Source organism: Kiritimatiellales bacterium (assembly GCA_041656295.1).
Classification (GTDB): domain Bacteria; phylum Verrucomicrobiota; class Kiritimatiellia; order Kiritimatiellales; family Tichowtungiaceae; genus Tichowtungia.
In genome coordinates this window covers 17,054-36,429 of record JBBADV010000015.1, presented here as the reverse complement: position 1 = coordinate 36,429, position 19,376 = coordinate 17,054, and the positions used below count along the sequence as shown (strand labels likewise).

At 50.8% G+C, this 19,376-nt stretch carries 18 protein-coding genes and 1 pseudogene; 11 read left to right on the top strand and 8 right to left on the bottom strand.

Annotation, left to right across the window (positions count from 1 at the left end; translation table 11 throughout):
* Positions 1–231: 231 nt before the first annotated feature.
* The 4 genes and pseudogenes from WC959_09645 to WC959_09630 form a co-directional block, all read right to left on the bottom strand.
* Positions 232–853 (bottom strand): annotated as a pseudogene (locus tag WC959_09645) (IS1595 family transposase).
* 54 nt (positions 854–907) lie between these two features.
* Complete coding sequence (locus WC959_09640; GenBank protein MFA5689392.1) at positions 908–1,699, bottom strand: family 1 encapsulin nanocompartment shell protein; 792 nt, start codon at positions 1,697–1,699, stop codon at positions 908–910.
* Positions 1,700–1,817: 118 nt separating this feature from the next.
* Complete coding sequence (locus tag WC959_09635) at positions 1,818–2,171, bottom strand: ferritin family protein (GenBank protein ID MFA5689391.1); 354 nt, start codon at positions 2,169–2,171, stop codon at positions 1,818–1,820.
* 33 nt (positions 2,172–2,204) lie between these two features.
* Positions 2,205–2,813 carry a hypothetical protein gene (locus WC959_09630; GenBank protein ID MFA5689390.1) on the bottom strand — a complete coding sequence of 203 codons (609 nt, stop codon included), beginning with the start codon at positions 2,811–2,813 and terminating at the stop codon, positions 2,205–2,207.
* Between the two features lie 28 nt (positions 2,814–2,841).
* Here WC959_09630 and WC959_09625 point away from each other — a divergent pair, with 28 nt between their 5' ends.
* From WC959_09625 to gspD, 9 genes are all read left to right on the top strand, one after another.
* Positions 2,842–4,131 (top strand): type II secretion system F family protein, encoded by a 1,290-nt coding sequence (locus tag WC959_09625; GenBank protein MFA5689389.1) that lies wholly within the window; start codon positions 2,842–2,844, stop codon positions 4,129–4,131.
* A gap of 43 nt (positions 4,132–4,174) precedes the next feature.
* Positions 4,175–4,564 carry a type II secretion system protein GspG gene (locus WC959_09620; protein ID MFA5689388.1) on the top strand — a complete coding sequence of 130 codons (390 nt, stop codon included), beginning with the start codon at positions 4,175–4,177 and terminating at the stop codon, positions 4,562–4,564.
* Between the two features lie 44 nt (positions 4,565–4,608).
* Complete coding sequence (locus WC959_09615; GenBank protein ID MFA5689387.1) at positions 4,609–5,121, top strand: prepilin-type N-terminal cleavage/methylation domain-containing protein; 513 nt, start codon at positions 4,609–4,611, stop codon at positions 5,119–5,121.
* A 200-nt stretch (positions 5,122–5,321) separates the two neighbouring features.
* On the top strand, positions 5,322–5,687 hold the full coding sequence (locus WC959_09610; GenBank protein MFA5689386.1) for a hypothetical protein: 366 nt from the start codon (positions 5,322–5,324) through the stop codon (positions 5,685–5,687).
* 37 nt (positions 5,688–5,724) lie between these two features.
* Positions 5,725–6,462, top strand: coding sequence for a prepilin-type N-terminal cleavage/methylation domain-containing protein (locus WC959_09605; protein MFA5689385.1), 738 nt, complete (start codon positions 5,725–5,727; stop codon positions 6,460–6,462).
* Positions 6,463–6,496: 34 nt separating this feature from the next.
* Entirely contained in the window at positions 6,497–7,582 is a 1,086-nt protein-coding gene (locus tag WC959_09600; GenBank protein ID MFA5689384.1) for a hypothetical protein, read from the top strand.
* Positions 7,583–8,992: a PilN domain-containing protein gene (locus tag WC959_09595; protein MFA5689383.1), complete on the top strand. Its 1,410-nt coding sequence runs from the start codon at positions 7,583–7,585 to the stop codon at positions 8,990–8,992.
* Positions 8,989–9,537 carry a hypothetical protein gene (locus WC959_09590; GenBank protein ID MFA5689382.1) on the top strand — a complete coding sequence of 183 codons (549 nt, stop codon included), beginning with the start codon at positions 8,989–8,991 and terminating at the stop codon, positions 9,535–9,537. Before WC959_09595 ends, WC959_09590 begins: the two co-directional genes overlap by 4 nt.
* A 106-nt stretch (positions 9,538–9,643) precedes the next feature.
* Complete coding sequence (gene gspD, locus WC959_09585) at positions 9,644–11,890, top strand: type II secretion system secretin GspD (protein ID MFA5689381.1); 2,247 nt, start codon at positions 9,644–9,646, stop codon at positions 11,888–11,890.
* Positions 11,891–11,913: 23 nt separating this feature from the next.
* On the opposite strand, the gene WC959_09580 is transcribed toward gspD, so the two are convergent.
* Positions 11,914–12,477 carry a 3'-5' exonuclease gene (locus WC959_09580; protein ID MFA5689380.1) on the bottom strand — a complete coding sequence of 188 codons (564 nt, stop codon included), beginning with the start codon at positions 12,475–12,477 and terminating at the stop codon, positions 11,914–11,916.
* Between the two features lie 214 nt (positions 12,478–12,691).
* Entirely contained in the window at positions 12,692–13,294 is a 603-nt protein-coding gene (gene rpsD / locus WC959_09575) for a 30S ribosomal protein S4 (protein ID MFA5689379.1), read from the bottom strand.
* Positions 13,295–13,551: 257 nt separating this feature from the next.
* On the opposite strand from rpsD, the gene WC959_09570 reads away from it, so the two are divergent.
* Positions 13,552–14,781: a pyrophosphate--fructose-6-phosphate 1-phosphotransferase gene (locus WC959_09570; GenBank protein ID MFA5689378.1), complete on the top strand. Its 1,230-nt coding sequence runs from the start codon at positions 13,552–13,554 to the stop codon at positions 14,779–14,781.
* Positions 14,781–16,208: a hypothetical protein gene (locus WC959_09565; protein MFA5689377.1), complete on the top strand. Its 1,428-nt coding sequence runs from the start codon at positions 14,781–14,783 to the stop codon at positions 16,206–16,208. Before WC959_09570 ends, WC959_09565 begins: the two co-directional genes overlap by 1 nt.
* A gap of 49 nt (positions 16,209–16,257) precedes the next feature.
* Here WC959_09565 and WC959_09560 read toward each other — a convergent pair whose 3' ends face one another.
* Both WC959_09560 and WC959_09555 read right to left on the bottom strand, forming a co-directional pair.
* On the bottom strand, positions 16,258–17,628 hold the full coding sequence (locus WC959_09560; GenBank protein ID MFA5689376.1) for an MATE family efflux transporter: 1,371 nt from the start codon (positions 17,626–17,628) through the stop codon (positions 16,258–16,260).
* Positions 17,629–17,717: 89 nt separating this feature from the next.
* A complete protein-coding gene (locus tag WC959_09555; protein MFA5689375.1) occupies positions 17,718–19,373 on the bottom strand; it encodes a cation:proton antiporter in 1,656 nt (551 codons plus the stop codon).
* Between the last annotated feature and the right edge of the window lie 3 nt (positions 19,374–19,376).

Here is a 19,376-nt window from a genome sequence, read left to right as displayed (position 1 = left end):
AGTACCGCTAAAACGCGGAGCAGGCATTCCTGCCTGTCCTTTTGCATCGTGAAACGTGTGGGGCGGGCATTCCAGCCTGCCCATTTTTATAGTCAATTGAACCGACAAAACTCAAAAAAGCTTGAGCCTGCGCAAGCTGTTGAAAGGCACGGCAACTCTACTCCATGCGATAAAGGCAAAGTAAACGGGAGATGCTCTGATTATAAAAAAAGGGGCTGTAGTAGATAAGCACTAAATATCAGCCCGCTCCTTCAGTGTTTTCAATTGTTGCTTAGGGCTTCCGTAATTGAATCTGAACCCGCATTCCCTGAGGAATAGCGGGAACGACTCTTTCGGAATCCTATTGTATTTTCTCAGCACATGCTTGGCCTGATTCCAAAAGTTCTCAATGCCATTGATGTGGTTCTTGCCCTTCGCAAATAGCGCCGGGTGATTGATCCTTTCATGGTAGAAATCACTCACGTCCAAGGCATTGCAGCTTCGATAGCAATCGGTATACACCAGGCTGTCTGGCGCTGTTTTCCTGGAGATCAATGGCATCAGCGTTTCGGTACTGGCGTCATTCACGATCTTGGTGTAGACTTTGCCACCGCGTTTCAAGATGCCAAAGACAGCGACCTTGCCGGCAGCTCCTCGACCGCGCTTACCCTTGCGGACACCACCGAAATAACTCTCATCCAATTCAACCGCTCCATCGAACACTTCATGTTCTTTTTGCTCAAGGTGATGTGCAATTGCCTCACGCAGTTTGCGGTAAAACTGGGCTGCACTGTTGGGCTGTCACTTCCAGAACAAAATAGTCGAGCAGTCTTAACTGCTGTTTTCTTAATAACTTGCAACGAGTTATCTTCATTAGACAAGCTTAGCATTCAAGCTTATCTACTACAGCCCCTAAATTTATGACCGGTTATTTTATTTCCAGCGCGACAAACGCTTCCGGCGAAAGAACGCGGGAGGTAAAGCTGCCGGCGAAGCAGAGCTCGATGCCCTTTTCACCTGTTCCGGCGTAACCGATAGAGATATCCTGTCCGATGGTCAGCTCAATATCACCGCCGCGCGCGGAGACCAGCAGCGCGCCTTTACACTGTTCAGAGCGGATGACTTTGCCGCCGATCTCTTTTTCCAGCATATTTTCAAGAGATGTACCGCAGGTGCGGCGCGCAAGATATTTCCAGACGCGATCGCTGACAACCAGGTTGGCTTCGCCTTCAACACCGGCGAGAATCAGCCGGAGTTTAGCTTCGGTAACGGCTTCAAGCACATTTGCGGCTTCGAGTTTAAGCGGCACCGGTGCGCCTTCAATGACTTCATAAATTCCGGTAATGCCGGCGGCTTTGTTGCCGAAGAATACAGATTTTTCTTCATAATCGGCATAGGCGATCGCTGCGTCCCGCAATGTGCCGAAATCAATATCTTTTACGCCGCGCCCGATGGCATCCATTTCGTCCTGACTGACGGTGAACGGCACGCGCAGTTCAATCAACGGCAGAACCTGATGAATTCCGGTGATAACATTTTTCTGTTTGGATGTTTTCAGCCGTCCGGTGGATACGGCGGCGAATTCCCAGCCGAACGGTCCATCGACATCGGCAAACCGGCGCGCCGAAAGACGCGGCGTCAACTGCCGGCGGGCTTCGGCTTCAATTTCCGCCCAGGCGGCATCGGTAATCGGAGCAAGATTTCTTTTCAACATGTCCATGATATTTTTCCTTTTCTCTTAGCAAAATGATTAAGGGCAAAATTATTTTAACCACAGAGGTCACTGAGGCACGGAGTAAAGGTCTTCTGAATCTCTGTGTACTCTGTGGTGAATGAATCTATTTTAAACTTCCGATTCCGAGTGAACCGCCGGTTTCAGAATTCCGGCCGGCGGTTTTGCCGAGGAACTCGGTTTCAACTTCTTCGGCGCCTTCTCTGTAAAACTCCATTTCATCCGGCGCAAGCTCCTGCAGCAGACGGAGAAATTCTCCGGCGTGCACGCGTTCTTCGTCGGCGATATCGATGAGCACTTTTTTTGCCAGCTCATTGTCGGTGCAATCAACAAGCTGCATATAAAGTTGAATGGCTTCATATTCAGCAGAGATCATAAAACGGATGGCGCGAATCAGTTCAGCGTCCGTCAGTTTACGGTCATTGGCCAGACCGGCAAAAGGATTTCCAAAATCAGGCATTGTTCTCTCCTTATGGTTAGGGGGTTATGAAAATTATTTTTTGAACGGGCAAACGCCGCCCTTGCATGCGTCGGCTTCCGGCGCAGTGAGTCCGAGTTTTTCAACTTCACCGGCGAAGCGCCCCTGCCACGGCGGTGAAAAATTGCGTCCCATGCGGTCGAGATCTTCGAGCGATGAGTAGTCGCGCGTAACGCAATACGGGTCCGGCGTCGGAGCCAGACCCACTGCGAACGCGGCTGCGCGCATAACCTGCCGTTCAATGCGGCGTTCAAATTTCTGTGCGTCATCCGTTTTCAGCGGTTCAACATTAACAATCGCGGTGCGTGTTTCAGTATCTACCGTCAGATGATCTTCGGATTCCGGAATGGCGGTAACTGCAATAAAAATCACATCGCCCTCCCCGCGGATTTTCTGTGCGAGCGTCATGGCGGCATCGACATTTCCGGCAGAGGCGAGCTGCATATCCTCTGTGCTGCGGACAATCACTTTTAATTCCTTTTCAACAAAGCTGCGAATTTGTTCAATCACATCCGCATTCACCGCGCCGGAATTAACGATGGCGATCGCCTTTTGCTGAGAAAATTTTCCGCAACCGGCAAGCAGTCCGGCGATCACTGCCAAAAAAAGAAAATACCTACGCATAAAAAACTCCTTTAAACTTAGGGTTATAATGGATATTTTTCTCATACCTGAAAGAAAATACAAACTCTTTTTTATGCCCGCCTTTAACTATATTGCAAAAGACGCCGCCGGCAGGCGGATCGACGGAACGCTGGAAGCCGCTGACCGCCAGAACGCCATACGCATGATTCAGCAGACCGGCTGTACACCGCTTTCCATTACACCGGCGTCCGGTACCGCTAAAAAAGCAACCCCGGCGCCGGGGAAAAAACGGTTCAGGCTTGAGCGGCGCAGCCGCACAAAAATGAAGCTGCGGGAAACGCTCTACTTCACCAGGGAGGTCGCTGACCTGCTTTCATCCGGTATGACGCTTGGCCGCGCACTGCACACGATGGCAAGACGGCACAGCGATAACGCCCGCACCGCGATCGTCAGCCGTCTGCGCGATGAGGTCATTCAAGGAACGTCGTTTTCCGACGCTTTGAAAATTTATCCCGAAACCTTTCCGCCGCTTTACATCAGTATGGTGCGCGCCGGCGAAGCATCCGGCGCACTCGCCGATTCGCTCGAAAGTCTGGTGACTCATTACGAGCGTATGCTGTCGGCGCGCAGCAAAGTAATTAACGCGATGATTTATCCCATGATCGTAATGACCATCGGCATCGGCGCGGTGATCGGACTGATGGTCATCGTGGTTCCGGTCTTCACCGGAATTTTTGAAGAGCTCGGCGGAACGCTGCCGGCATCCACACGCCTGATGATTGCGATCAGTGATGTGCTGATTAAATACGGACTCGTCATTCTCGGCGCATTCATCCTTGCCGGAATTTCATTCAACCGCTGGTTGAAAACCGCCGCCGGCAAACACAAGTGGCACGGCTGGCAGTTGAAAATACCGGTGATGAAACAGATTATCCGCGCCAACGCCTTCGCGCAGTTTGCACGCACGCTCGAAACATTAATTAAAAACGGTGTGCCGATTCTGCGTGCGCTGGCCATTGTACAGGACACCGTCGGCAATGTGGTGCTTTCCAATGAGATTGCCACGGCGCGCACACGCGTGACAGACGGTTCGAGTATTTCCGGTCCGCTCGCCGCCAGTCGAGTATTTCCGGAACTGTTAACGGACATGCTCGCCGTCGGCGAAGAAACCGGCGACCTCGCCGGCGCACTGCATAATATTGCGCGCCGGTACGATGAAGAGCTTGAGCAGAGCATAAAAGTGCTGACAACGGTGCTGGAGCCGCTGTTAATTTTAGGTGTCGCAATTATGGTTGGATTCGTTGCGGTCAGTTTATTATCCGCAGTGTTTAATCTGACCGGAGGTCTTGGAGCATAAATTGCATCCGCGGGCGGTGACCGCGGAAAAAAGGAGAAATATCATGAAAAGAAGTAAACGCAGACTCGCCAAAAACAGCGGATTCACACTCATTGAAATCCTGCTCGTTGTCGTCATCATCGGCATCATTGCATCCATCGCTATTCCGAACATCGCCGGCAAACTGGATACGGCACTTGAAACCAAGGCTGCTGCCGGATTGAAAACGGTGCAGAACGGAATTAACGAGTATTATATGATGAACTTTAAATATCCGTCGTCGCTCGATGAGCTGACGAAATCCCAAGATGGCAAACCGGCAATCCTCACGCCAAGCGCACTCAACGACCCGTGGGGCAGCAAATATCAGTACAGCACGCCCGGCTCGCACAACATGGGTTTCGACCTTTCAACGAAATCGCCAAAGGGCAAAGAGTTTAATAACTGGGATTAATGGATGGGAAAGGTCTGAATGTCAAAAGTCAAAAAATCAGAACCATGAAGACCTTCGACCTTCGACCTTCAGATTCTCGCCATGGTTTCACTCTAATCGAAATCATCCTGGTTGTCGTTGTCATTGGACTGGCCGCCGGAGTTGCGATTCCGTCGTTTCGCGGCGGACTGAGTTCCTTACAGATGCGCGATGCGGAACGGACGACGATCCGGCTGGCGCGTTATGCGCGCAGCATGTCGATTTTAAAACAGTCGGAATGCGTACTGGAGTTCACTGAAAGCCGGATCAGCATGAAGTGTGCCGGCGGCACAAACGAAAACAGTGCCGGCGAAACACTGACGCGCAAACTGCCGGAACATGTAACCATTGAATTATTCCAGAATACCGCACAATCCACAGCGACCTCGCGCCGGCGCCGGCATGACGAGGATAAGCGTGTGCGGTTTTATCCGTCCGGCATGAACGACGGATTCAAAATTATCTATTCCGCCGGCGGCGGCCAGCGTTCCGAAATTATCTGTAATCCCGTCACCGCCAAAACCACGGTAAGAAATTAAATTTGAAATTCGAATATCGAAGCACGAAACAAATGAAGAAAATTAAAAATCTGAAATTAAAAACAGAAAACAGATTTCAATTTTTTAAAATTTCGAATTTTGATTCGGAACGAAGTGAAGAAAGACTTTGCGAATGCAAAGCAGCGGTGCGGCAATCTGTTTCGAATTCCGGAACTCGTGCTTCGGGTTTTAAATCAGGTATGACACTGATTGAAGTTCTGCTCGCGGTAGTCCTGCTGGGAACCGGCGGCGGCGCACTGCTGCTGGCGACGGCGCGCTGTTTAGAAGTCGCCGGACGCTCGAAGCATTACAGCACTGCGCAGCGGCTGATTGCAAACATCAGCGCCGAACATCCCCTCTCCCGCGGCATGATTGAAGAGGGACGTGATTCGGGTTCGTTTTACGATGCGCCGGGATACCGCTGGGAGCGCGAAATTGAAGGAGCGGACACTGAAGACCGTGAAGGGCTGTTCACCGTTCGCACGCGCGTGCTTTGGTCGGATCGCGGTAAATCGGCCTATGAAGAGATTGTGACGTGGGTTTTTATTCCGCCGGAGGAAGATTAAGACATTAGGCAAAAGGCACGAGGCAATAGAAATTCGAATGAAAAAAAATCGTCAATCAAAAGGTGGAACGCGACCTCAGGGCGCGTTTAAGCGTGCTCGGAGATCAGGTTCCGCCGCTGGATTTACGTTGCTTGAGATTATGATGTCGATGGTGATCCTGGTGATTGCAGTGACCATTGCCTGGCAGATTTTTGCAACGACGCTGCGGGCGTGGACGAGCGGACGGGAAGCGCTGGACAAAATGCATTACGGTGATTTTGTGATGGACCGGCTTGCGTCGGCACTGCGGTCGATGGCATTTTTTGACACTGCGCCGGAAAAATACGGTTTCCGGATGGAGCGTAATTCATCGGGACTCGGCGAACACACTATCAGCTGGGTGACGGGTTCTGCAGCATTTATTCCGGAGGGCGAAGTGTACGGCTATGGCCTGCACCGCATTGAAATCGGCGGCGGACGCGATCCGGATTCCGGCGCGGACGGCATGCTGGTCACGGTCTGGCCGTATCTCGCTAACGAAGATGAAGTTGAAAAACAAAGCTGGTTTATCAGTGACACCATGAAGGGTCTGCGCTGCGTAGTGTACGATAATACAAGCGAAGAGGATGAGGGCTGGACAGATAACTGGGAAAAAACGAATGCGATTCCAAGTCTGGTGGAGATCACACTCTACGCCGATCCGCCGGACCGTTACAGCCGCCCTGTTCAATATAAACGGATGATTGAAATTCCGCTCGGTCCGATTGTGACGAACAAAATTAATGCACCGCGCTGAAAAACTCGAAGCACGAATTCCGAAATTCGAAATAATGAAAAAAATTAAAAATCCGAATTTAGAAACAGGAAATGGATTTCAAAAATTTGAAAATTCAAAATTTGTTTCGTGCTTCGTTATTCGTGCTTCGAATTTCCGGCGCGAGCGCCGGTCCGGCGCTGCACTGATTCTGGCGCTGTGGATTCTATTAATCGTTTCTCTGATTGTTGGAACATTCGCGTTTGAAATGCAGCTGGAAACACGGCTGATTGCGGCGGCGCGTAAGCAGTTTAAAGCGGAGCAGCTGGCGCTCGCCGGAATTGAAATGGCGAAAGCCATGCTGTCGTTCGAGGAAGAAGAAAAGCCGCCGCAGGGTGAAATTATTATTTATGATGATCCGATGCTGAACGCCGCCGTTCAGGTGGCGAACGGTGTGTCGGTGAAATACACTGAAGCGCTCGGCGACGGCGAGGTGATTCTGCACATCGATTTTGAAGAAAGCCGCCGGAATATCAAAAAAATGTCGCCGGACGACTGGAAGATGATGTTTGAAATGGCAGGCATTCCGAATACGCGCTGGGATGAGATGATCGACTGCCTCGAAGACTGGCAGGATGAAAATGAGCTGCACCGCCTGAACGGCGCAGAATCGGATGATCCGTTTTACCGCGAGCGCGGTTACGAATGTAAAAATGCGCCGGTGGATATGGTCGACGAACTGCTGCTGATTAAACACTGGAGCGAAGAAGTTCTGTACGGCACTCCGGCGGACGAAAAAACTGAAACACCGATTATCGGCATCGGAAAATTTCTTACAACATGGGGCGACGGCAAGGTGAATCCGAACAGTGCAGTGCGCGATGTGCTGTATACGATGGAAATCAACGAGGAGATGATTGAAGCAATCCTGGAACTCCGGCTTGGACCGGACGGCGAAGCCGATACGGAGGATGACGGACTGGGACAGGCGGATTTTGATGCCATCGGTCTCGATCCCGCCAAATTCACAATGAAGCCCGAATATGTCTCCATCACCTCTGTTGGAAAAGTTGCCGATGTAGAAAAAAGCATCTCCTGCATCTTTAAGCTGGGCGAAAAGGAACTCGCTCCGCTATTCTGGCTTGAAGGAAAAAAAAATTGAATGATCTATCCGTTTAGATATTCGACCGGCATTCACTGCACCGGCAAAGCGGTCGAATGGGTGGTGTTGCGAAAAAACCGTAAAGGAACGGTGGAAAAAATCAGGGAAGGTTCGATACCGGTTCCGGAAAGTTTTTTTGCACGCGACGACGCCCCCGCGTTTCCGGCAGAACTTCTGCCGGAAATCCGGCATGAATTTTGCGGCACAATTACCGTCGCCCTTTCCTCCGGGCAGCTGCTGCTGCATGTACTGGACCTGCCTTCCACCGACGACGCTGAACTGCAAAGCATGGTCGACTTGCAGATTGACAGTATTTCACCGTTTCCAGTGGACCAGTTGACGGTGTCATTCGAAGTATTTCACCAGACCGAAGAGAGCTCGCGCATCCTCGCTGTGGCCGCGCCGCGTAAAACGGTAGATGAACTCGGCGAGCTGTTCAAAGCGCATCATGTGTATATTAAAAGCGTCGACGCCGAAATGCTGTCGTGGTGGAGCCTGGCTGCTGATATCCGACCACACAGCGGGCGGGCGCTGATGATTTTGATTGAGCATACTGAGTTTTTCCTGGTCATCACGGACGACGGTGTGCCGGTTTGTGTCCGCCCGCTCGCACTGTTCCGTAATCTTGCAGACGAAGAAATTCAAAACGAACTCGTCGAAGAATTCGCCTATTCCCTGCTCTTCATCGAAACAAAATACGGCAGCCGCCCGCTCGATCAGATTCTGTTCCGGCACGAAGGCGAACTGCCGGCGCCGCTGTTAAAAAAAATGGAAGCGCGGCTCGGTGTGCCGGTTCAGGCGCAGCCGTTAAGCGATCTGACGCCGCTTGCCGAGGGCATCGCGCGGCGCGCGCTGGATAAAGAGACACATCACGTTGAACTCGTTCCGCAGGAATGGCTCGATCTGCAGCGTAAACGCAAAATGCAGCGCATCGGCGCCGTTGTCACCGCCGCGGTGCTCGGACTCTGGCTCGGTATCATTGCGATCGCCGGTATTATATTTTCAATTCGCAACGCCGGATTCCGGCGTATTGAAAATGAAGCCGAACAATACGCCGGACCGGCGCTGCGCGCGCAGGCGGCACGCGCAGAAATGCTTTCGCTCGAAAAATTTGCCGACCGTTCACACTCCGCACTCGAATGTCTGCGCGAAATTACTGTCATCCTGCCCGCCGGCGTTGAGCTGGCATCGTTCACCTATAAAAAAGGTGAGGCCGTCAGCCTGCGCGGCGCGAGCGATAACACCGAGCCGGTCTACGATTTTTTTCAAAACCTCGGAAAATCCGAACTCTTTACCGGCGTAAAAGATCAGCCTGTCAGCACACGGCTCGTTAAAGACCGGCGCGTCTCCACGTTCTCCATCACCGCCGATCTGCCGCCGGCGGCGGGTATCACAGGAGAACAGCCATGATCAATGCACCGAAAATTAATATTTCAACGCGGGAAGGCGTTCTGCTTCTCGCTACATTCACCATTCTGCTGACCGGCATCATGTACTGGGTCGGCGGACCCAAAATCGCCGTGCAGCGCCGGCTCGGCGCCGAAAAAGAACGGCTGCAGCGGCAGATTGAATTCCATCAACGCCTGCTGGTTGAACAGGAAAACTGGACAGAACGGCTCACCGAACTGCAAGCGCAAATGCCGGTCTACGACGAACGTGTTTCCGTCACTGCCGAACTGCTCAAAGAAATTAAACGCATTGCCGACGAACACCGGCTCGACCTCGTCCGTACACAGCCCTATCGCGAAGAGCAGATCGGTACCCTGTTCGATCTCGGCATAAGCTGCAACTGGGAAGGCACGCTTGAATCGCTCGTAAAGTTTTTATTTGCTTTGCAAAGTCAGGGCATTCGCTATGACGTCCGCCAGCTCAATGCTCAGCCCGACGCACAGCGAGAAGGTATTTTACGCGGATCCATGATCATCGATTGTGCATATCGGCGGGGGAAAAATTAAAAATGTCAAAAGTCAGAAAGTTAAAAATCGCAGGTCGTTGGAAAAACGATTTCAAGACCTTTGACTTTAAAACCTTCGACCTTAAAGCTTTTTCGTGAGGTAAATTATGAAACTGAAAACTTTAATCATCGCTCTGCTCACCGTTGCGGCACTGCCGGTTTTTTCGCAGCAGAAAATCCAGCTCAGCTTTGAAGACGCACCGCTCGATCAGGCGGTTGAGCTGTACCGCGAATGGACCGGCCGCACGATCCTTAAACAGGCCGACCTCAGCGCACGCATTACCCTTAAAGGCCGCGATCTCACGCAGGACGAAGCCAAACAGGCGATTGAAACCGTCCTCGCCATGAACGGGGTGGCGCTCGTACCGATGGGCGACAAATTTCTAAAAGTTGTTCCCATTGCCAACGCACGGCAGGAAGGTATGGAAATCCGCACGTTTGATCCGGAAGACAACACCTACGTTCCTGCGGATGTGCTGATGTCGCAGGTTATCCCGCTGCGCTACGTCCTTTTTCAGGATGTACAGCCGCTCATCCAGCACCTTATTCACGCCTACGGAAAAATTCAGCACCTTGAGCGCATCAACAGCGTGCTCGTCACCGACACCGCCGTCAACATTGCAAAAATTGTAGAACTCATCACTATGGTGGATCAGCCGCTTGAGCGCATCGAGCCGCGCATCTATCAGCTCAACTACGCTGAAGCGGGCAGTGTCGCCAGTAAACTCAAGGAGCTTGTCGATGCCGCCAAAACCAAAACCAGCGAACAGCAGGGTTCCACCGTCGCTGTCCCCGCTGCACCGCCCGGAGTTATCCGCGCGCCGCGCGCCGAAATTCCGGCATCCACCCCATCCGGTTCGGTTGTCATTGAGCAGGAGATGATTCAGGGCGAGGTTAAATTTGTTTCCGACGAGCGCACCAACATCCTCATCGTCTTTTCCAAAGAAGCCAACTTCGAATTTTTTGATCGCATCATCAAAGTGCTCGATGTACCAGTCGATCCTACCGTGACGGTGGAGGTCATCAACCTTGAATATGCCAAGGCCAAAGAGATTGCCGGAATTCTGAACGAATTTGTCGGTGCCGCACAGGTCACTGAAAAAACTAAAGCGCCCGGCGCTGCCAGAACACCGGAGGAACGCCGCGAAGCGATCTCTGATGTCGCCGCGAACATCACCCGCGCGACCGGAACCACTGTTTCACCGGAAGCGCAAAACGCGATCGGCCGCCTCTCTGCTGACACCAAAATTCTCTCTGACGAGCGTTCCAACTCCCTGCTCTTAATGGGACGTAAATCCGACATCGCCACCCTGAAGGTTGTTGTCGCCAGCCTCGATGTCATGCTCGAGCAGGTGATGATTGAAGCTGTGATTTTAAGCATTAATCTCGGTGATACATTCCAAACTGGTGTTCAATGGGTTTATGATCATGGCGGGGAATCACTAAAAACAACAACGACAACATCATCATCAACTGGCACTGGAATAACCACTGTTGTTACAAACATGATCAAAGAGGCAACTGAGTATTCATCATCCCATACAGCAGGGTTTGATGCTTCCGGGCTGGCATCCAATTTATATATGAGTGCAGGCTCTTTAAGTTATTACGGAATAATTCCTTCATTGGATTTACGTATGATTATTAATGCTGCAAAAACAGACAGCGATGCTCGCATTCTATCCACACCGGTGGTGATGACCACGGACAATACCGAAGCAAAAATAACCATTGGCGAAGAACGTCCCGTTATCTCTTCATCCATTAACAGCTATAATGACAGTTACAGTGCCCGTGCAACCTATGAATACCGGAATATCGGTATTACCTTAACTGTAACGCCGAATATTAACCCTAAAGGTTTCGTCGTAATGGAAATAACCCAAACCGCCGATGATGTTGCCGGGGAGGTAACGATCGATAAAAACGAAGTTCCTATTGTTGCTAAGCGGGAAATCAGCGCAACAGTTGCTGTTCAGGATCGTGCAACCGTTATGCTCGGCGGACTGATTCGCAAAGAAATGAGCAAAAGCAACACAAAAATCCCTCTTCTCGGTGACATCCCTCTGCTCGGCTGGCTGTTCAGCTCACGCAGCAACAAAGATAATCGAAGTGAATTGGTTGTCCTATTAACACCATACGTTATGACTAATCCGGAACAGGTATACGCAGAATCACGGCGTCGATTTGATTCAAGCGATTCGGTAAATACACAATGGCCGCGCGGCTGGTCGGAAAGTTCATTTGCGAACGACGAGCCGGAAAAAGAAAAAGACGAACCGGGACAGCGTAAAGGCTGGTACAAACGCGATACCGGAACCAACAATACCGCCTCTGCCGCTTCAGAAAAATAACGCAGGCAGGCAAAATACCTGACCTACATTATTTCAAGATGTTCCCAGCCGTTTTGCTTTAACAAAAACTCCAGCAGTGCGGCACAGGCGACGGCGTCGTAAAGAGCATCGTGCGCGGAATGGTCCGGGCAGAATGTCCGGATGCGCGGTTTTAAATTTAATCCGGTGATTAAATCACTAAGCCTGTGCGACGGCGCTTTAGGCCACGCGCGACGCGCGAGTTTTAATGTATCGATCCACGGCCCGAACGGATGCAGCGGCGCCATTTTGCGTAAAAACTTTTTTTCCACCGCAACGTTGTGCGCCGCCAGCGGGCCGGCGAGCAGCGGCTCAATATTTTTCCAGACGGTACACGCCGGCGGCGCGGCGGCGATTTCGTCGCGCAGGGCATGGTGTTTTCCCGGCGCATAGGCGTTGAACGGACGGTTGGCATCGACGCAAATCAATGTCTCGAACAGCGACGCCGGATCAATTTTACCGGCACGCAATACAACCAGTCCAATCTGCCACGGTTCACTTTCAAATCCCGGCACCGCGCCGGTGGTTTCGAAATCCAGAACGGTTATGGCTATTTCGCGAAAGAGCATGGGAAAAAGTTAGCAGTTATTGCTTATCAGTTAAAAGAAATAATAAAACGTCTACTTAAATGCAGAATATTTAGACAGGATAACAGGATCTTATTTTTGCGGTTTCTGACACCGATTTTTATCTGTATAAATCCTGTTGTCTTGTCAAAAATTTCAACGGCGGAACACAAAAAAGCCCGCCGGAAATGGCGGGCTTTTGCAGTATGATTATCTCTTAGCGTGAGTAGAACTCGACAACGAGCGAGATTTCGCACTGTACCGGTACTTCGCCGTGTTCGGGCAGACGGCTGAGGGTGGCGGTCAGTTTTTTATCGTCCACTGTGAGGTATTCCGGCGTGCTGGCGATCTGTTGAGCGGACGGAAAGATATCCAGTTCGCGGCTTTTTTCGCGCACGGTGATAACGTCGCCGATACGCACGGAATAGGACGGCACATTAACCTTCTGCCCGTTGACGCGGAAGTGCGCGTGGCTGACGAGCTGGCGTGCCTGATAGATTGAACGGGCAAATCCGGCGCGCAGCACAAGTGCGTCGAGACGGGTTTCAAGGAGCTGCAGCATAGTATCAGCGGTGTTGCCGGGTTTGCGGGTGGCGATGTGATAATATTTACGAACCTGTTTTTCGCTCAGGTTATACTGATATTGCAGACGCTGTTTTTCGATGAGCTGGCGGCCGTAGTCGGACAGTTTTGCGCGGCGGCGTGACGGTCCGTGCTGTCCCGGCGGATGCGGGCGGCGTTCGAGATACTTTTCGCTTTTCGGTGAGAGCGCCACGCCGAGCCGGCGCGACTTTTTAATCTTTGGTCCTGTATACTTCATTTCTGTTCTCCATCGGGTTACTGTACCCTGTCCCCTCGCCGGATTCAGCCCGAACCGCCGGGCCGCCGCAATCAGGTTCCTCAGGTGCGGCGTTCACTTTTTTGCGATAATCCTCCTGCGAAGTAAAACGCGGATTAAACGCCCTGGCACCGGCGATGTCAATCGCAACGATATAGTTTTTACGGGTTTTTTCTTGAGTTTGTAGCGCAAATTCCCATCATGTCCCGCTAAATTTAAATCCATAACGAAAGGTTTTCATGAAAGAAGTTAAGAAAGTTGCTATTCTCACCGCCGGCGGTCTCGCTCCCTGTCTTTCATCCGCTATCGGCGCGCTGATTGAAGGCTACACGAAAAAAGCGCCGGAAGTTAAAATCATCTGCTATACCTGCGGCTATAAAGGCCTGCTGCTCGGAGAATTTATTGAAGTGGACAACGAGATCCGTAAAAACGCACATGTGCTTTATAAACATGGCGGCAGCCCGATCGGCAACAGCCGTGTAAAACTTACGAACGTGAAAGATTGCGAAAAGCGCGGTCTCGTGAAGTCTGGCGAAAATCCGCTCGAAGTTGCAGCAAAACAACTTATCAAAGACGGCGTGGATGTGCTGCACACCATCGGCGGCGACGACACCAATACCACCGCTGCCGACCTTGCCGCCTATCTTGCTGCAAATAATTATAACCTCACCGTCGTCGGACTGCCGAAAACGATTGATAACGATGTGTTTCCTATTAAACAGAGCCTTGGAGCGTGGACGGCAGCCGAAGAAGGCGCAAAATATTTTGCCAACGTGGTGGCGGAGCATAACGCCAACCCGCGCATGCTCATCATCCATGAAGTAATGGGACGCAACTGCGGCTGGCTGACGGCATACACCGCTAAAGTATATCATAACAATCTCGAAGCGCTCGACTTTCTACCGCAGGTCGGTCTAAGCCGCGAACGCCAGGATGTGCATGGTGTGTTCGTGCCGGAAATGGCGATTGATATTCAGGCTGAAGCGAAACGCCTGAAAAAAGTAATGGATGAAATTGATAATGTTAATATTTTCATCTCCGAAGGCGCCGGCGTTGAAGAGATTATTAAAGAAATGGAAGCCGCCGGCGAAACTGTGCCGCGCGATGCGTTCGGACACGTTAAGCTTGATGCCGTAAATCCCGGCGCATGGTTCGGCAAACAGTTTGCCCAACTGCTCGGCGCCGAAAAAGTGCTGATTCAAAAGTCGGGGTATTACAGCCGTGCCGCTGTTTCCAACAACGCCGATCTCGAACTGATCAAACGCTGTGCAGACAAAGCCGTCGATTGCGCCCTCGCCCGAATCGGCGGAGTCATTGGCGAAGACGAAGACAAAAATAACGAACTGCGCGCAATTGAATTTCCGCGCATTGCCGGCGGCAAACCGTTCGATATCGATGTTCCATGGTTCGGCCAACTGCTTAAAGACATCGGCCAGGTCAAAGGCGAAAAAGTTGCGATCAGCCATTAATGGCTGACCGGGTTATCGGTTCACAGTTATCAGTTCGGGAAAATCCGCATTCGCTGAATGCGGATTTTTTAAAGATATATTTCTTTTATAAATCAAAACCTGCTTTAAGTTTCGTTCTTATGAAAACGGCGTTTATTTTGTGCTTTATTGGTGCAGCTATTTCCTGTGCGGATACGTGGCAGCACAAATATACATTTCCGGAAGGTCAACCATCTATCGCATTTAATGGAACCGAATTTTTATATATTCAAGATTTCAATAATGAAACAAAAAGTATGACTGTTATAAAAAGCAGCGATCTCAGCACTTGGACAACGTATTCAAACATACCTTTGCCTGAAGATTTATTTTCAATGGAGACAAACTCATTCTGGGGAGGAACATATATCTCTGTACTTAAAATCGCGTCTTTGCGAAATGGATGTTTTATTCTAATCGTTGAAAAAACTACGTTCCCGCAAATGGGAAATATTTATCTTTATGATACATTTTCTATATGTTCAACTGATGGAATCTCATGGACAGGCTTAAGCATGCTTCCATCCTTTAGCTATGGCAATAGACCGGCGAGTCTCAATATATTTAATAACACCCTGTTTTTTTTAAAAAGTAGCGGATATCCACCTGGTACGGTATGGGCTGGTCAACCGACTGACCATCATCTATTAAAATATGATGAAACTTGCAATGAGTGGACTAATCTCTTTCAGCAAAGTATAAGCATGTTTGATACGGTTCATTTGTTTCAAGATGATGAAAATTCCTACATTGCTTTAAGCCGATCGGATAACTACGGATTATCGCGTACAAATTTTTTATTTCGGTTAAAAAACGGGATTGATTGGGACGCTATACCTGCCAATCAAACGGATAATTGTAATGGAGCTGTTGCTCATAATAATATTATTATCTCAAAAACAAAAATTTATACCCCTGGTCGCGGATGGGAATTGGCACCTCATGAAAATTTAGAAAACATCACATTTAACGGACAACGTTTAGCAGGAAGGCAAGGTGAATATTTAATTTTTTCGGATGATTTCGGAAAAACTATTCATCAAACGCACATTCCTGATTTAGAGTCAGCAACGATTTTTGAAGCCGAAAATCAATACGTAGCGGTTCTTAATATACGAGATTATTTTGGTGGGGGATATAGTCTCAACACGTCGGTTTATACGCTTCACTCAAGGCCTGAAAGAGTGCCTGTTTCGAGTATAGAAAAGCTGCGCTCAAAAGACCATAAGGTTGAATTTTCGTCTGTATCAAATGCCGTATATCAACTTGAATCATGTACAAATCTTGTTAATCCTGTCTGGAATTCTTATGGACTGCCTGTTATCGGATCCGGCAACGACGTTGCAATTGATCTGCCGGAAAATCTTAGCGCGCCGATTTATTTCAGAGTAAAAGCTCTCAATCATTAGAAAAGCTCCAAGCACGTTTAAACGCGCCCGGAACTCGCGTTCCACCTTTTTACAAATGATGTTCTATCAGCTGGATATTATGCCAGCGGGTTGAGCGGAACCGCATTATAAATCCAGTGCAGAGAATACAGATGTAGAACACCATCCAGCCCCATGCAACATAGATCCCGAGATTGAGCAGCACAATGATAACAAATTCACCAAGTGCAAAGAAAAACCAGGCCGCGCTGGTCATAAACCACATAACAAAATGGGTGTCGCCGGCGCCGCGCAATGCACCGGCGAGGATGATGGTGGTTGAGTCCATGAGCCCCCACGCCGCAGCGAAAATCAGCAGGATGCGCGCTACGCCGAAAACTTCATCAAATGGAATGCTGTCGCTGCGCGAAAAAAGTTCAACGTAAAATTCGGGAAACAGCAGAAACGTTGCGGCGGCAAACGCTGTATAGATCCAGCCGATTTGCACGGCGTGCCAGCCGGAGCGCGATGCGCCGGAATAGTTACCGCGTCCGATGTGCTGCCCGACAAGCGTAGCCGCCGCCTGTCCGATTCCGATGGACGGCATGAATGAAATATGATTCACACTCAGCACAATATTAGCGGCGACAAATGCAGTTTCCCCCAGCCGGCCGATGAGCAGCACAAACACAGTAAATGACGCCATATCAAGCACCATATGAACGCCGGACGGTATGCCGAACCGGAGCAGCCGCCGGAAAAGCGGCGCATCGAATTTGAACAGCCGGCGCGTGTGATAATCGCGATCGGCCTCTTTGGAGAAATAGAGGCATAACATGATCACCGGCGATACAAACGTGGCAATCACAGATGCAATTCCGGCGCCGGCAATTCCCATTTCCGGAAACGGGCCGTGTCCAAAAATCAACAGCCAGTTCAAAATAATATTTACAAGCGTAGAGAGAATCGCCGTAACCATGATGATGCGCGTAATGCCGCGCCCGGAAAAAAAACTGCTGATAGCGGCATTCAGCGTGATGCTCAGGCCGGAAAACATCATGATCATGAAGTATCGTCTCTCTTCAAACAGCACATCCGGCGCATGACCGCTGACATTTAACAGCCCCAGTCCGACAGGAATTAAAAGCAGAATCAGCGGAAACGTGCATATTGAAAGCAGCACCGCCTGTGCAACAGAGCGGCTGCAGCTGTGCAGATCGCCGGTGCCGTAATATTGTGCAACCAGAGTGTTGGCAAATGCAACCATTGCCATGAATCCACAGATCAGTGTGAAAGCCAGCACTCCGGCGGGCACGGCAGCCTGTAGAGCTGCGGAACTGTACCAGGCGAGAAACATGCGGTCGCAAAAATTCTGAATGGTAAACGACGCGGATGTGACAATCAGCGGAATCGCAATTTTCAACAGTTGACGATATGATGCAGATGGAATTTTGGAAGCCATAGAACCTTATAAACTATCGCAGATATATCGGCGCCGTCGCGTTATTTCTTTCAAAATGTACAGGATGCGATGAGGGCATCGCGGCGGCTTTAATAGCAAACCGAGGTGCGGTGCACGAGTTCTTCACGGATGCGCCGGCGGGCGTAACGGATGTCGAGCACGCCGGCGGGCGTATCGGTGCCGTCACCGCGTGTCACCGGAATGGCTTCAAGCTGCATGCGGCTCATATCATCGAGCACATCGGCCAGTTTCATTTTGAGTGTCGCTTTCTCTTCCACAGGCTGCATGACATCGCCGGCAACGAGCCAGTGCCAGCTTTCGGGATTACCGAGCAGTTCGCGCAGCGTCTCGAAGGTTAGAACGCCGATCACGCGCCCGTCAAAGGAGGCGACGGGATAAACGAGTTCATCCCTTTCGGTAAAATTATGCAGCACAACACGAAGCGGAAGTCCTTCCGGCAGCGGTTGTATATCAGGATTCACCACATCAGCCACCGTCAGCTCGGCGATAACATCTTCTTCGGTGATATTTCTGCCGGTTTCTTTCGCCAGCTTCACCGCAAGCTTGGTACACGGCGGACCAATGAGCTGAACGACAAGCGTGGTAGCTGTGACAGTGAAGATGATCATATCGCCGAGCGACAGCGTTTCGGTAACGAATATATTCTGCAGATGCTGTGAGGCAACGATGGATAACCCAACTGCCACCCCGCCCTGTGCGAAGAGTGAAAGTCCAAGATATTTCGTGACCGGCTCATCTGCTTTTGACCACCGCCCGCCCCAGTATGATCCGATCCATTTGCCGAAGTTGCGCATGATCACATACACCGCAACGATCCCCCACAGCCACGGCGGCATGTGGCGTACGCCAAGCCGTGCGCCGACGAGAACAAAAAACAGAATATAAATCGGCGAGGAGAAGGAACGGATCAACTCAAACAGCTCTTTACTCCGGCGCGGGGCAAGGTTGATTAAAAGAATGCCGAGCGCCATCGTCGCCAGAATAACGTCCATATGGAGAACCACTGCGGCGCTGATGGTTAACAGAATGACGCCGAGCGCGAGCCCGAGCCGCCGCTCTTTTTGCGGCAGAAAACGGAGAATCAGATTCAGCGCAAAACCGGCGGCGAGGCCGAGTATAACAGAACCGAACAGTTCGGTACTCACTTTGATCAGCTCCCGGCCGAGCTCGGATCCGCCGGAGGTGAGCATTTGCGCGGTGCTGGTACCGAGTGCGTAGAGTGTCATTGCAAGTGCATCATCAAGCGCGACGATAGCGATAATGGCGGTGGTTAAAACACCGGCGGTGCGGTATTCCCACAGCACATCAATTGTTGACGCCGGATCGGTGGCGGAAGCAATTGCACCAAGTACGGTGCCGGCGGCAAGCGCCATCACAAAATCGTGACAGACAAGATAAATAATCAGCGTTGTGAACAATCCGACGAGCGTAAACGCCGCGACACCCTCGCCGAGCAGAATCAGCGTAAACTGTTTGCCGTATTTTTTAAGAATGCCGCCCTGCAGTTCACCGCCCACCAGAAAGCCGATCAGCCCGAGCGCAAACATATTGAACGGCCGCAGCGCAATCACATCCGCCTGCGAAACAATCCGCAACCCGCTCTCGCCGATCAGCACACCGATGACGATATAACCGACAACCTGCGGAATGTGCAGCTTTTGAAAAACCCACGCACCGATAACACCCAGCAGCACACACAGACCGATGATCGTCAGCAAACCCATCTG